Raw genomic sequence first — 14,332 nt, forward strand, 5'->3', positions numbered from 1 at the left:
AAATATGACACGAAGAAAAATCGTAGTTGCACTAGGGGGAAATGCTATACAATCTGGAAATGCCACTGCTGAGGCGCAACAAGAGGCATTAGAAAAAACAGCAGAACAACTTGTTAAAATTATGGAAAATAACGTAGACATTGTGATTGCACATGGAAATGGACCGCAAGTAGGGAATATTTTATTGCAGCAAAAAGCAGCGGATACAGAAAAAACACCGGCGATGCCGTTAGATACTTGTGGTGCGATGAGCCAAGGAATGATTGGGTATTGGATGGAAAATGCAATCGAAAAGGCACTGAAAAAGCATAAAATAAATAAAGAAGTAGCAACGGTTATAACGCGCGTAGTCGTGGACGAAAAGGATGAAGCTTTTCAAAATCCAACAAAGCCAATTGGACCTTTCTATACAGAAGAAGAAGCAAGAAAGTTGATGGAAGAAACAAAAGCTGTATTCAAAGAGGACGCAGGAAGAGGATGGAGACGAGTTGTACCATCACCAAAGCCTGTGAGCATTCATGAACATAAAATAATCAATTCATTAGTGGAGGATGGAAATATAGTAATTGCTGTTGGGGGAGGAGGAATACCTGTTATTGCTTCTGATGAAGGGCTAAAAGGTACGGAAGCTGTTATCGATAAGGACTTTGCAGCTCAAAAATTAGCAGAATTAGTGGATGCTGATACACTTGTTATTTTAACTGCAGTTGATTATGTGTATGTAAACTTTAATCAGCCTAACCAAAAAAAATTAGAGGCTGTTACAGTTGATGAGTTAGAGGGATATATAGAAGAAAAGCAATTTGCGGCAGGAAGTATGCTCCCAAAAATTGAAGCAGCTATTCATTTTGCGAATGCAAATCCAAAGCGAAAAACAATTATCACTTCTTTAGATAAAGTATATGATGCATTAGAAGAAAAGGCGGGGACTATTATTTCTAAGCAGGATGCACGTGTCTGTGTATAAACCTTTTCTATCGATTGTAAAAAGAATGAAGTTAGCCACTTCATTCTTTTTATTTATTGGTAATTTAAGGTGGAAAAATTCATAAATTATTCATGATCATAAAAAAGATAAAGAGGTTAAGTGTGATAAAATCAAACTTGAATACGCTTTCTCGACGTTTCACTCCATATATAGAAAGAGAGAGGGAGTTTTATGAATAGCCGAAATGTAGTGAAAGATTTGAAGCAGTTTGAATTATTTGCTCATGTCACAGAAAAAAAACTGAAAGGCTTAACAGAGTTTGTTTATTGGCGAACTTATAAGAAAGGTCAATTTTTGTTTTTAGAAGGTGATTCTAGAGAAAGAATCTACTTTATGTTAGATGGTTTCGTAAAGTTAGAGCGAGTGAATCAAAGTGGAAATTTGTTATATGAGGATTACGTAAAGAAGTTTTCGGTTTTTCCTTATGGTGGTATGTTTACAGACAAATCTTATACTTATACAGCGGAAGCGATGACAGATGTGGATGTATATTATATTCCTACAATGATTTTTGAAGATATGGTTAAATCAAGTCGAACGCAACTTATGTATGTTGTCCAGCAACTATCCTCTATATTAAAAACCAATGAGAACCGCGTACAAAATATTACAATCCCAAACGCACAAGATCGCGTCATTCAAACATTAAATTACTTAATGAAAGATTTAGGAGAGCAGGATGGTAAAGAAGTTGTAATTTCATGTCCGCTCACCACAATCGAAATTTCCAAAATATCTGGAACATCTCGAGAGACTGTTAGTAGTGTGTTAAAACAATTGAAGAATGATAGTATTGTTACAGTTTTAGGAAAAAAAATTACGATACATGACCCGACATACTTTGAAGAAGTTTCAATGTGAAACTTCATAATAGTAAATAAGAAAAATCTATAAAATAACTCTTTTATTCATATTGTATATTAATAAAGTTCTTTATATATTTATAAGGAACTTTTTTATGTTATTCACTATAAAGAGATTGTATATTCCGATAATTTTAGCTAAAATCGATAATAAAACAAGGGGAAGGGAGAAAAAATGATTCGGATTGAATATGATCGATTAGTAGCTATTTTTTACAGTATCGGGGTATTACTATTAATAAAATTACCAAATGATAACGAATTAATTGGAGAAAAGTTATTTCAAGCGTATGGGATTCCGGTAGATACATATATTTATATGAATTATAGAGTTTCGAATATATGGATTTTCTCGTTTGTATTACAAGGAATGGCATTTTTATTCCTTTTGAAATGGTTAAAGCAGACGGACCCTAATTGGTTAAAAAAGCTTAGTAAAATAAAAGTAGCGTGCATAAGTATGTTGATTATTGTAATGCCATTTACTTTAAATGAGGTACTTCAAACTCTTGATAAGACATGGCATTACGCAGGAAAACAAGGACTAGCGGCAATTGAATATAAAAAAGATGATAGCCAATGTAAATTGGTGAAAGAAGGAAATCATTTTAAGCAAAATTGTGTCGTCACTTTAAAAAATTATCGTAATCATTCGCAAGCGTTACAGTTAGTTTTATATCAAGATGAAAATCAGAAAGAGAAGAGTTATGAAGTACCAACACCCGTTTATTTACAGCGCCATGAAACAAAGAAATTTGAATTTCAAATACCAGTTGTCGATGGGGCGACTGTATTAGAAAATAAAGCACCAACTATTGATTTACAGTCATTAAACGAGAAGCATCAAACATATAATTAGTTAATCAACAAGAGACGTACATGTGGGAGAAATAACTATAAATGAAAAGCGAAACTAAGTCATCCATTTCATAAATTGGATGATTTTTCATTTGCCATTATTTGAATATCAAAGGTGAGCTGAAAATTTGAAGTCATATAAAAATGCGCAAGGTCAATCAAAAGAGGTATTGTTTCTAAGCGATAAGTAGATATTTAATAATAAGATAAAAATTCCCGTTGCAAACTCCTCATATTTTGTTATGATAGTGTTACGAAAACGTTTGCATGAATTAAAAAAGGAATGCAAAAGGAGAGAACTATTATGAATAAAACATGGTGGAAAGAAGCAGTTGCTTATCAAATTTATCCGCGTAGCTTTATGGATTCTAACGGCGACGGTATTGGAGATTTACAAGGTATTATTGCAAAGCTTGATTATTTAAAGGATTTAGGAATAGATGTAATTTGGATTTGCCCAATGTATAAATCACCTAATGATGATAACGGTTATGATATTAGTGATTATCAAGATATTATGGATGAGTTTGGTACAATGGCCGACTTCGATGAGTTATTGGATGAGGTGCATAAACGTGGTATGAAGCTAATTATTGACTTAGTTATTAATCATACGAGTGATGAACATCCATGGTTTATTGAATCACGTTCTTCTAAAGATAATCCAAAACGTGACTGGTATATTTGGCAGGATGGTAAGGATGGAGAAGAACCGAATAACTGGGAAAGTATTTTTAACGGTTCTGCTTGGGAATATGATGAAGTAACGGATCAATATTTCTTACACATATTCTCACGTAAACAACCAGATTTAAACTGGGAGAATGCAGAGGTTCGTGGCGCTTTATACGATACTGTAAACTGGTGGTTAGATAAAGGAATCGATGGTTTCCGTGTAGATGCAATCAGTCATATTAAAAAAGAAGAAGGTCTAGAAGATATGCCAAATCCAAAAGGGTTAAAGTATGTACCTTCTTTTGATAAACATATGAATGTAAATGGAATTCAACCGCTATTAGAGGAACTGAAGGAAAATACATTTTCAAAATACGATATTATGACTGTTGGGGAAGCAAATGGTGTCAAGGTTGAAGACGCTGATCTTTGGGTTGGAGAAGAAAACGGTAAATTTAATATGGTATTTCAGTTTGAACATTTAAGTTTATGGGATGCTGAAAAGAAAAAAGAACTTGATGTTGTCGCACTGAAAAAGGTGTTAACGAAGTGGCAAAAAGGTTTAGAGAATAAAGGGTGGAATGCACTTTATATTGAGAACCATGATAAACCGCGTATTGTCTCTACATGGGGAGATGATGAGCAGTATTGGCGTGAAAGTGCAACGGCTTTAGGAGCAATGTACTTCTTTATGCATGGGACACCTTTTATTTATCAAGGACAGGAAATTGGTATGACTAACGTCCAACTCCCAAATATCGAGGATTATGATGATGTGGCAATTAAGAATTTATATCGTGAAAAGATTGAAGAAGGCGTACCGCATCAAGAAATGATGGAAATTATTTGGGCATCTTGCCGCGATAATTCACGTACACCAATGCAATGGACTGCTGAAGAAAACGCTGGCTTTACGACAGGAACACCGTGGTTTAGTATGAATCCAAACTACAAAGAAATCAACGTTCAAAGGCAGCAAGAAGAAGCAGAGTCTATTTTGAATTTTTACAAGAAGATGATTGCATTGAAAAAAGAAAATGATGTATTTACTTATGGTACGTATGATTTACTTTTAGAAGATGATCCACAAATTTATGCATATACACGTACATTGAATGATGAAAAAGTGATTGTTATTAGCAACATTTCAAGCAAGCAAGCAGTATATAATGAGGATACATTCGCATTAGAACGCAAACGTTTGCTTTTAAATAATTATGATGTAGCTGAACATAATAATAGTACTACAATTACGCTGAAACCTTATGAAACAAGGGTTTATCGTATTTCTTAATAAAAAAAGATGCTCATGTAGCATCTTTTTTTATTAAAAATAATAAATTTGTATTGCAATGTGAAAACGCTTTTATTAAAATAGATTTATGAAAACGGTTGCGCAAATTTAAAGATAGGAATCGATTTCATAGTTGAAAATAAATTATTATCTAGACCATTAGGGATTCTATAAATAAAGGGGAGGAAGAAACAAATGAAAATTACATCTTTTGATTTTTGGCAAAAGTTTGGGAAAGCATTGTTAGTTGTTGTAGCAGTTATGCCAGCGGCGGGATTAATGATTTCGATTGGTAAACTAATTGGTATGTCTGCTGGCGATGTAAATGCAGTACATACGATTGCTAGAGTAATGGAAGATATCGGTTGGGCAATTATTACAAATCTGCATATTCTATTTGCGGTAGCAATTGGGGGATCATGGGCGAAGGATCGTGCGGGTGGTGCATTTGCAGCGCTGTTAGCATTTGTCTTAACGAATAGAATTACGGGAGCTATCTTCGGCGTAAACGCTGAAATGTTAGCGGATTCAAAGGCGCAGGTTTCTTCATTACTAGCAGGAGATTTACTTGTAAAAGATTATTTCACTTCTGTACTTGGTGCACCAGCATTAAACATGGGAGTTTTCGTGGGGATTATTACAGGTTTCTTAGGAGCTACTTTATATAATAAATATTATAACTACAATAAATTACCACAAGCATTAGCATTCTTTAATGGAAAACGCTTTGTACCGTTCGTTGTTATCGTTTGGTCTACAGTTACTGCTATTATTTTATCACTTTTATGGCCATTCATTCAAAGTGGACTAAATGAATTTGGGCGATGGATTGCGGAATCTAAAGATAGTGCACCAGTTGTTGCGCCGTTCGTATACGGTACATTAGAGCGCTTGTTATTACCATTTGGATTACATCATATGTTAACGATTCCGATGAATTATACAGAACTTGGTGGAACATATACGATGTTAACTGGATCCAAAATTGGCCAAGTAGTCGCAGGACAAGATCCTTTATGGCTTGCATGGATTACAGACTTGAATAACTTATTAGCAAATGGAGACACAAAAGCTTATAACGATCTATTAAATAGTGTCGTTCCAGCACGTTTCAAAGCAGGACAAGTTATCGGTTCTACAGCAGCATTAATTGGTATTGCATTTGCGATGTACCGCAATGTTGATAAAGACAAACGTACAAAGTATAAACCAATGTTCTTATCAGCTGCATTAGCAGTATTTTTAACAGGGGTAACAGAGCCGATTGAATTTATGTTCATGTTTATTGCACCAGTATTATATATTGTATATGCAATTACAACTGGACTTGCATTTGCACTAGCAGATTTAATTCACTTGCGTGTGCATGCATTTGGATTTATTGAATTACTTACACGTACACCAATGATGATTAATGCAGGACTAACAAGAGACTTGATTAACTTTGTTATTGTTTCAATCGTATTCTTTGGCTTAAACTTTACATTATTCAACTTCTTAATTAAAAAATTCAATTTACCAACGCCAGGACGTGCAGGTAACTATATTGATAATGAAGATGAATCTTCAGAAACAGCAGCAAATGTAAAAGAAGGCGCATTAGCATCAAAGGTTATTGATTTGTTAGGTGGAAAAGATAATATTGCTGATGTAGATGCATGTATGACACGCCTGCGTGTAACGGTGAAAAATCTAGAAGTTGTTGCACCAGAGGCACAATGGAAGCAAAATGGAGCTTTAGGTCTTATCGTAAAAGACAAAGGCGTTCAAGCGGTATATGGTCCGAAAGCCGATGTATTGAAATCAGACATTCAAGATATGTTAGGTGCATAAGAAATGAAATTACTTACTTTAAATTGTCATTCTTGGCAAGAAGAGAATCAACTAGAGAAAATTAGACATCTTGCTAAAACGATTCAAGAAGAAGACTACGATGTAATTGCCTTGCAAGAAGTTAGTCAATCTATAAAAGCTCAAAATGTATGCGATAACAAGAAAAAGGATAACTTTGGTCTTATATTGCTTACAGAGCTTGAGAAACTCGGACTAGGAAATTACAACATCGTTTGGGATTTCTCGCATATCGGTTATGACATATATGAAGAAGGTATAGCGATTATCACGAAATATCCAATTGTAAAACAAGGTTCTTTCTTTGTTTCAGCAAGTCAGGATACAACGTATTGGAAAACACGTAAGATTGTTCATGCAACAATTTCTTATCAAGGTAAGAATATAACATTCTATTCTTGTCACCTTGGTTGGTGGAATGATGAGGAAGAGTCTTTCAAAGGGCAAGTGAATCGTTTAATAGAGTATGTAAATGGAGATGAACTTTCATTCTTAATGGGCGATTTTAATAATAATGCTCATCTAAGAGGAGAAGGATATGATTATCTCATACGGAAAGGGCTTTATGACACATATGAATTAGCGATGGAAAAAGATGAAGGAACAACTGTACAAGGGAAAATTGCTGGCTGGGATGAAAATAAGCAAAATCTACGTATTGATCTTATTTTCACTAACAGGCCCAAAAAGGTTCTTTCTTCAAAAGTTATTTTCAATGGTGTAAATCGAAATGTTATTTCAGATCATTTCGGAGTAGAAGTCCAATTAGATATGTAAAATAATGAAAAAAATCCTCCTAGCAATGTAAGCGCCAGGAGGATTTTTTTGCGAATACAAGTATTTCCAAGGGAAAATACTTGTATTTTTTATGACATTTCCTATATATTTGTTATTACTGAATGTAAAACCGATTTGGTCATTTTGTATGAATACTTTATCAAATTCATTATATAATGAAGTAAGTGAAATACTTTGGTTTGGAAGAAATAGTACATTTTTGTTCAATCCACGATGTAGAAAATGATATAATGAAAAAATGTGTGTATCATTTTCTAAAGAAGGAAAAATATATAATTAGGTGATAGCTTATATGAAACAAATATGGCGTATTTATAAGACGGACTTACGAAATGTAGCCAAACATTGGGCTGCGATTGTTATTGTATTAGGGCTTATGATTTTACCATCGTTATATGCATGGTTTAACATTAAAGCCTCATGGGATCCATATGGAAACACGAAAGAGATTCCGATTGCAGTTTCTAACCAAGATGTTGGATCGAACCTACGAGGAAAAGATATTAACATCGGGAAAGAAATTGTAGATTCACTTAAGAAGGACAAAAACTTTGGGTGGAAATTTGTTGATGAAAAGCAAGCGATTTATGGAGTAGAGCGTGGAGACTACTACGCAAGTATTACAATTCCAAAAGACTTTTCTGAAAAAATTACAACAGTCATTAGCGATAATCCACAAAAACCAGAGTTGAACTATTTTGTAAATGAAAAGGTTAATGCCATTGCACCGAAAATTACAGCAAAAGGTGCATCAGGTATAGCAGAAGAAATCAGTAAAAACTTCGTCAAAACAGCAAATGGTGAGATTTTCCAAGTGTTCAATGATCTTGGAATCGATTTAGAAACAAACTTACCAAGTATCGAAAAAGTAAAAGATCTTGTGTTTAAGTTAGAAGCACAATTCCCGGAAATGTATACACTTGTGAATACAGCATTAGATGATGCGACTAGAGCACAAGACCTTGTGAAAGTTGCGCAAGAGGATCTGCCTGTTGTGGAAAGTGTGATTAAGGATGGGCAGGAAACGCTGGGGAACTTAGATAAGTTCTTTGCGAATAATGACCAAAGGTTAAAAGATGCTCCTGGAGCGATACGAAGAGACTTAACTGTAGCTCAAAATGCTATGGATAAGGCGACAGCTTTTACCGATTTCTTGATGAATCCTGGAGTTACTTTGGATATTCCTGAAATAAAAAAACTTCCGGATTTTCCTGCATTACCACAAATAACAGTGCCAGATATTCCGAAGTTGAATACAGATGGTTATAAAAATATTGCGAGCACGATTAATCAAACTGTAAACAATGTGTTGAATTCAGCACGTACAGGAACTGCATATGCGAAAAGTGTAATGGATGGATTGCAGAACGGAAAAATTGATCCAGAGATAGCGAAGAAAAACATAACAACTGTTTCTAACAATCTCCAAACTCATATAGATAATCTTTCTTCAATCATTACGATGATGTCTACACTTCAACAAAATGCAACGACTGATTTTGGTAAGAAATTCTTTGGAGATAGAGTAGATCATTTAACTGCGATTAGAGATAGTCAACAAGATTTAAATAATCGATTTAAACATCTTAATGATGTAATTAGTACAGGACAAGAAGTAAAACAAGATGTGAGAGATGGTATTAATCAAAAGTTAGATGCAACGAATGCTTTAATTGATAAAGCTGAGAAAGATTATAATGAAACATTTGTAGCGGATTATCAAAAAGCAGTTAGTACTGGTGAACAAATTAAAAATGATGCAATGCAGTTACAAAAACAAACAGAAAACAAGATAAATGAAGAGTATGAAAAAGCGAAGTCTCAATATAATCAGTTTAGAGATGATGTTGAAAAAGCGACAGAAGATTTAAAGAATAAGGGTGTAAATGGTCTAGATTCAACAAAAGTTGCTTTAAATAGTGTAAATGGTCAACTCCAGTCAGGGATTGCGATGATTAATGATATAATTCCTGTTCTTGAGAGTGCAAACAAAGTTTTATCTGATGTAAACAGTGATAAAAACCTTGATAATGGTATTGCGAAATTAAATAAAGCGAAAAGTACCATGCAAAAAGGTAGTGATGCAGCGAATAAAGCCATCACACTCATTAATAACGGACAACAGCCTACAAAAGATCTAATTGAAAGCATTAACGAAGCATCGAAAAACGGTTCAGCACAATTAGGAGACTTTTTAGCGAAATACGATTCAGAGATTGTTCCAAGCTTCAATGCAGCAATCGCTCGTACAAAAGAGATGTCGAAAAATACATCTAAGATTTTAAACGATGCAGATAAAAAGCTTCCAGATGTTAAAAAACTGTTAGAAGATTCATCTAAAGGCTTAGTAGAAGGCAAAAAGAAAGTGGAAGATATTAAAGCTGAGATGCCGGCTACTGAGAAAAAGATTAAAGAATTAGCAGATAAAATTCGTGAGTTTGAATCAGAAGAAGATGTAAAAGAAATCATTCGTTTATTGAAAAACGATGTGGAACAGCAAAGTGATTACTTTGCAAACCCAGTGAATTTAAAAGAAAATAAATTATTTGCGATGCCAAACTACGGTTCAGCGATGTCACCGTTCTATACAGTACTTGCCTTATGGGTAGGAGCATTATTAATGGTTTCATTATTAACAGTAGAAGTGCATGAACCAGACGCAAATTATAAGAGCCATGAAATTTACTTTGGACGTTTCTTAACATTCTTAACGATCGGCCTTGCACAGGCATTTATCGTAGCGATGGGAGATATTTTCTTACTTGATACGTATGTAGTTAATAAGTTTTGGTTTGTTCTATTCAGCTTATTCATTGGTGGAGTCTTTGTTTGTATCGTGTATTCACTTGTTTCTGTTTTCGGAAACATTGGGAAATCGATGGCAATCATTTTACTCGTACTACAAGTAGCTGGATCAGGCGGAACATTCCCAATTCAAATGCTTCCAAAATTCTTCCAATCGATATATCCGTTCCTACCGTTCACATATGCAATTAGCGCGATTCGTGAAACAGTGGGCGGAATGCTTTGGGATATTGTGATAAGAGATCTTCTTGTATTAAGTGTCTTTGTGGTAATCATGCTTGTACTTGCATTGGTACTGAAAAAACCGATTAACAAGTCGAGTGAGAAATTTGTTGAGAATGCAAAAGGAAGTAAAATTATTCATTAAAAAAAGTTCCTACCGAGAATGGTAGGAACTTTTTTTATTAAAATTTTAATTTTTTTAGTGCTTCTGCGAATGGATTATTTAATGGTTCTTCTTCTTTTTTCTGTTGACGCATATATTTTTGAACATCGCGTTTATCAGCTTTGTTTCCAGATTCTTTTTTACGGCGCTCTTGGAATGTAGATAATTTCTCACGATATCCACATTTACATGCGAAGATTTGCCCGGCTCCTTCACCACGAAGTTCTAGTTTTTTCTTACATTGAGGGCATCTTGCATTTGTTGTACGAGATACATTTTTACGATGACCACATTCGCGGTCTTGGCATACGAGCATTTTCCCTTTTTTGCCGTTTACTTCGAGCATCGGTTTGCCACAGTCTGGACAAGTTTTTGTTGAAATGTTTTCATGCTTATACTTTTTATCACTTGATTTAATTTCAGCAACGATTTCTTTTGTATAGTTTTTCATCTCGGCAATGAAAATTTCTTTCTTTAATTTACCTTTTGCGATAGCTTCAAGCTTTTGTTCCCATTCAGCAGTTAGTGTAGGAGATTTTAGTTCTTCCGGTACTAAATCAAGTAACTGACGACCTTTTGATGTAATGTGAATATCTTTACCACGTTTTTCAATTAAGAACGAATTAAATAGCTTGTCAATAATGTCAGCTCGCGTAGCTACAGTACCTAATCCACCCGTTGATTTTAAAGTATCAGCAAGTTGTTTATTTTGCGTATCCATATATTTTGTAGGGTTTTCCATTGCTGAAAGTAGCGTTGCTTCATTAAATCGTGCAGGTGGCTTTGTTTGACCTGATGTTTGAGCAATTAGTCTTATGCTTAATGCATCGCCTTTTTCAATGCGAGGTAAAATTTGCTCTTTTAAATCTTCAACTGCATCGTCATCGTCAAAGCGGTTTTCATATACTTCTTTCCAACCAGAATGTAAAATCGTTTTCCCGCGTGCGACGAATGTTTCATCACCAATTTTTGTGCGTAATGTTAGTTGTTCATATTCAAAAGCTGGGAATAAAACTGCTAAGAAACGTTTTACAACTAAATCGTAAATTTTACGCTCTTTATCTGTGAAAGCAGAGAAATTCACATAGCTTTCCGTTGGGATGATGGCATGATGATCGCTTACTTTGCTATCATCAACAAATGCTTTAGTGGATTTTATAGGCTTATTTAAAATTTTATGAGCTAAAGAACGATATTCTCCTACTCCACATGCTTTTAGACGCTCTGGAAGTGTTCCGACGATATCAGATGAGATATAGCGTGAATCTGTACGAGGATACGTTAATACTTTATGTTGCTCATACAATTTTTGCATAATATTTAACGTTTCTTTTGCCGAATAGCCAAAGATTTTATTTGCATCACGTTGTAGCTCTGTTAAATCATAAAGACCAGGAGCAAATGATTTTTTCACCTTTTTATCAATTTCCACCACGGTAGCATTTTGTTTGTCGAGTTTTTTCACAATCGTATCAATTTTTGCTTTATCAAAACTGCGACCATTTCCTCGAGCATCTTGCCAAGTCAGTTTTAATTTTTCTGATGTTTGAGCTTCAATGCCGTAGTACGTTTGTGCTTTGAAGTTTTTTATTTCGTCCTCACGTCCTGCGATGATAGCTACAGTAGGTGTTTGAACACGACCACAGTTTAGTTGTGCATTGAACCGAGTCGTTAATGCACGTGTCGCATTCAGACCGATATACCAGTCAGCTTCTGAACGTGCAACAGCGGAAGCGTATAAATTGTCATATGCTTTACCTGGCTTTAAATTTGCAAAGCCATCTTTAATTGCTTTATCGGTAACCGATGAAATCCATAGGCGTTTGATAGGTTTATTCGTTTTAACTTTATCAATAATCCAACGAGCGACTAATTCTCCCTCACGCCCTGCGTCTGTAGCGACAATAATTTCATTTACATCTTTTCGAATAAGCTGGCTTTTAACGGCATTAAACTGTTTGCCAGTTTGTTTGATTACTGTTAATTTCAAACGCTCAGGTAACATTGGCAAATCTTCTAAATTCCACTTTTTATATTTCACATCATAGCTTTCTGGATCTGCTAATGTAACGAGATGACCCAGAGCCCAAGTAACAATATATTTACTACCTTCAAGATAGCCGTTCCCTTTTTTATCACATTTCAGTACACGTGCAATATCACGTGCAACAGAAGGTTTTTCAGCAATTACAACACTTTTTGCCATATTTTAAACATCCTTTCAAATTTCCGTAAGTTAAATATAGCATACATCCTTTGCGGATTCAGTTATGCCGAAGATTCTAACCTTTTGTTATTACTTAAATCCTCTACATCTTTAAGTAGTAAAGAGGTGAAAGTTTTCGCTGACAAAATAGGAGGCAGGGGATTTTTGAGAAGTACCGTTAAAACATATGATTTCGCAAGTCGATAAATTATCAAAATGTGATGCCGCGAAAAATGGCAATGTAATTTACTTAGATGCGAACTACTGGTACCTATCTGGCGGCGGACTTGAGTCTGTTTCTGAAATGGTGAAAGAAGTATCTAAAGGCTTAAAATAATGTGAAAGGTAGTGATAGGAAATTCAAATTTTCTATCACTATTTTTTATATAAATTCGTTTTGATTTTTTAACATATAAATCACTGTTATGAAAACAAAAGAAGTTCTTCACTCATTCCCTCCTTCTGTTTTCACATGGCATGGGGTGAAAAAAGGAACTGACCGCTTCTATGCATGAGTGGATGCTCTCTCCCACCAAAGAAGAAAGCTTTTATATTAGATGTTTAATTTGTAACTTGTTATTTTAATAGAATAAGAGTAGACTCTGAAATAGATGAATAAGAAAACATGGGAGTTTGCGGATGCGAACTGAGAGTACGGCTAAACCGCCCGTTGACCATTTGAACCTGTTGGATAATGCCAGCGTAGGGAGAGTGTAAGTAGCACATGTTCAGGCACTTTGCATACGCAAAGTGTCTTTTGGTGTATCTCCCATTATGAAATTAGGAGATGAAAAGAATGAATATAAAAGAAATCGCAAAAATAGTGGACACAGTAAGAGAGACGAATCCACTTGTGCATAATATTACAAATGTCGTTGTAACAAACTTTACAGCAAATGGTTTACTTGCATTAGGAGCATCACCAGTTATGGCATATGCAAAAGAAGAAGTAGCTGAAATGGCAAGCATTGCAGGAGCACTTGTTTTAAACATGGGTACGCTTCGTCCTGAAGAAGTAGAAGCGATGGTGATCGCTGGAAAGTCTGCGAATACACATCATGTACCTGTATTGTTTGATCCAGTTGGTGCAGGGGCAACGTCTTATCGAACAGAAGTGGCAAGACATATTCCGGGTGAAGTGAAATTAGCAATGATTCGCGGGAATGCAGCAGAAATTGCCAATGTTATTAATGAGAAGTGGGAGATTAAAGGTGTGGATGCTGGCGCTGGCAATGGTGATGTTGTCGGAATTGCGAAACAAGCAGCAGATGAAATAGATACAGTTGCGGTGATTACTGGAAAAGAAGATGTTGTAACAGATGGAGAGCGGACGTTTATTATTCGCAATGGTCATCCAATTTTAACGAAAGTGACAGGTACAGGTTGTCTATTAACTTCTGTACTAGGGGCATTTGCAGCAGTTGAAAAAGATTATGTGAAAGCGGCGGTTGCGGCATTAACATTTTATGGGGTAGCGGCAGAAATAGCTGCAAGTAAAACAGTAGAGCAAGGTCCAGGAAGTTTCCAAATCGAATTTTTAAACCAGTTAGCAAACACAATTGCAAATGATATTGCACAATATGGAAATATCCAAGAGGTGTAGTAAGAA

Annotated in this window: 9 protein-coding genes and 1 pseudogene; 9 read left to right on the forward strand and 1 reads right to left on the reverse strand. The window is 35.1% G+C overall.

The features are described 5' to 3' along the window. Positions 1-4: 4 nt before the first annotated feature. From arcC to CN373_RS20935, 7 genes are all read left to right on the forward strand, one after another. Complete coding sequence (arcC, locus tag CN373_RS20905) at positions 5-967, forward strand: carbamate kinase (RefSeq protein ID WP_000198403.1); 963 nt, start codon at positions 5-7, stop codon at positions 965-967. Between the two features lie 192 nt (positions 968-1,159). Then, positions 1,160-1,849, forward strand: a complete 690-nt coding sequence (locus tag CN373_RS20910) for a Crp/Fnr family transcriptional regulator (protein WP_001088579.1) — start codon at positions 1,160-1,162, stop codon at positions 1,847-1,849. A 177-nt stretch (positions 1,850-2,026) separates the two neighbouring features. Next, positions 2,027-2,710 (forward strand): hypothetical protein, encoded by a 684-nt coding sequence (locus CN373_RS20915; protein ID WP_000619200.1) that lies wholly within the window; start codon positions 2,027-2,029, stop codon positions 2,708-2,710. A gap of 303 nt (positions 2,711-3,013) precedes the next feature. Then, the gene (locus CN373_RS20920; protein WP_001044723.1) at positions 3,014-4,678 is read left to right on the forward strand and encodes a glycoside hydrolase family 13 protein; all 1,665 of its coding nucleotides are present in this window, start codon (positions 3,014-3,016) and stop codon (positions 4,676-4,678) included. 195 nt (positions 4,679-4,873) lie between these two features. Then, the gene (locus CN373_RS20925) at positions 4,874-6,511 is read left to right on the forward strand and encodes a PTS transporter subunit IIBC (protein ID WP_098360087.1); all 1,638 of its coding nucleotides are present in this window, start codon (positions 4,874-4,876) and stop codon (positions 6,509-6,511) included. A 3-nt stretch (positions 6,512-6,514) separates the two neighbouring features. Next, complete coding sequence (locus CN373_RS20930) at positions 6,515-7,306, forward strand: endonuclease/exonuclease/phosphatase family protein (protein ID WP_000772001.1); 792 nt, start codon at positions 6,515-6,517, stop codon at positions 7,304-7,306. 313 nt (positions 7,307-7,619) lie between these two features. Next, positions 7,620-10,499, forward strand: coding sequence for a YhgE/Pip domain-containing protein (locus CN373_RS20935; RefSeq protein WP_098360088.1), 2,880 nt, complete (start codon positions 7,620-7,622; stop codon positions 10,497-10,499). 37 nt (positions 10,500-10,536) lie between these two features. On the opposite strand, the gene CN373_RS20940 is transcribed toward CN373_RS20935, so the two are convergent. Further along, a complete protein-coding gene (locus tag CN373_RS20940) occupies positions 10,537-12,723 on the reverse strand; it encodes a DNA topoisomerase III (RefSeq protein ID WP_098360089.1) in 2,187 nt (728 codons plus the stop codon). 208 nt (positions 12,724-12,931) lie between these two features. On the opposite strand from CN373_RS20940, the pseudogene CN373_RS20945 reads away from it, so the two are divergent. Both CN373_RS20945 and thiM read left to right on the forward strand, forming a co-directional pair. Then, positions 12,932-13,060 (forward strand): annotated as a pseudogene (locus CN373_RS20945) (ABC transporter); the annotation flags it as partial. A 450-nt stretch (positions 13,061-13,510) separates the two neighbouring features. Continuing rightward, positions 13,511-14,326: a hydroxyethylthiazole kinase gene (thiM, locus tag CN373_RS20950; RefSeq protein WP_346426364.1), complete on the forward strand. Its 816-nt coding sequence runs from the start codon at positions 13,511-13,513 to the stop codon at positions 14,324-14,326. The last annotated feature ends 6 nt before the right edge of the window (positions 14,327-14,332 follow it).

The organism is Bacillus cereus (assembly GCF_002561295.1).
In the GTDB taxonomy this organism is placed as follows: domain Bacteria; phylum Bacillota; class Bacilli; order Bacillales; family Bacillaceae_G; genus Bacillus_A; species Bacillus_A cereus_S.

Bases quoted from the DNA above. Each gene is read 5' to 3' on its own strand.
- arcC (WP_000198403.1), top strand. From the start codon at position 5: ATGACACGAAGAAAAATCGTAGTTGCACTAGGGGGAAATGCTATACAA.
- CN373_RS20910 (WP_001088579.1), top strand. From the start codon at position 1,160: ATGAATAGCCGAAATGTAGTGAAAGATTTGAAGCAGTTTGAATTATTT.
- CN373_RS20915 (WP_000619200.1), top strand. From the start codon at position 2,027: ATGATTCGGATTGAATATGATCGATTAGTAGCTATTTTTTACAGTATC.
- CN373_RS20920 (WP_001044723.1), top strand. From the start codon at position 3,014: ATGAATAAAACATGGTGGAAAGAAGCAGTTGCTTATCAAATTTATCCG.
- CN373_RS20925 (WP_098360087.1), top strand. From the start codon at position 4,874: ATGAAAATTACATCTTTTGATTTTTGGCAAAAGTTTGGGAAAGCATTG.
- CN373_RS20930 (WP_000772001.1), top strand. From the start codon at position 6,515: ATGAAATTACTTACTTTAAATTGTCATTCTTGGCAAGAAGAGAATCAA.
- CN373_RS20935 (WP_098360088.1), top strand. From the start codon at position 7,620: ATGAAACAAATATGGCGTATTTATAAGACGGACTTACGAAATGTAGCC.
- CN373_RS20940 (WP_098360089.1), bottom strand. From the start codon at position 12,723: ATGGCAAAAAGTGTTGTAATTGCTGAAAAACCTTCTGTTGCACGTGAT.
- thiM (WP_346426364.1), top strand. From the start codon at position 13,511: ATGAAAAGAATGAATATAAAAGAAATCGCAAAAATAGTGGACACAGTA.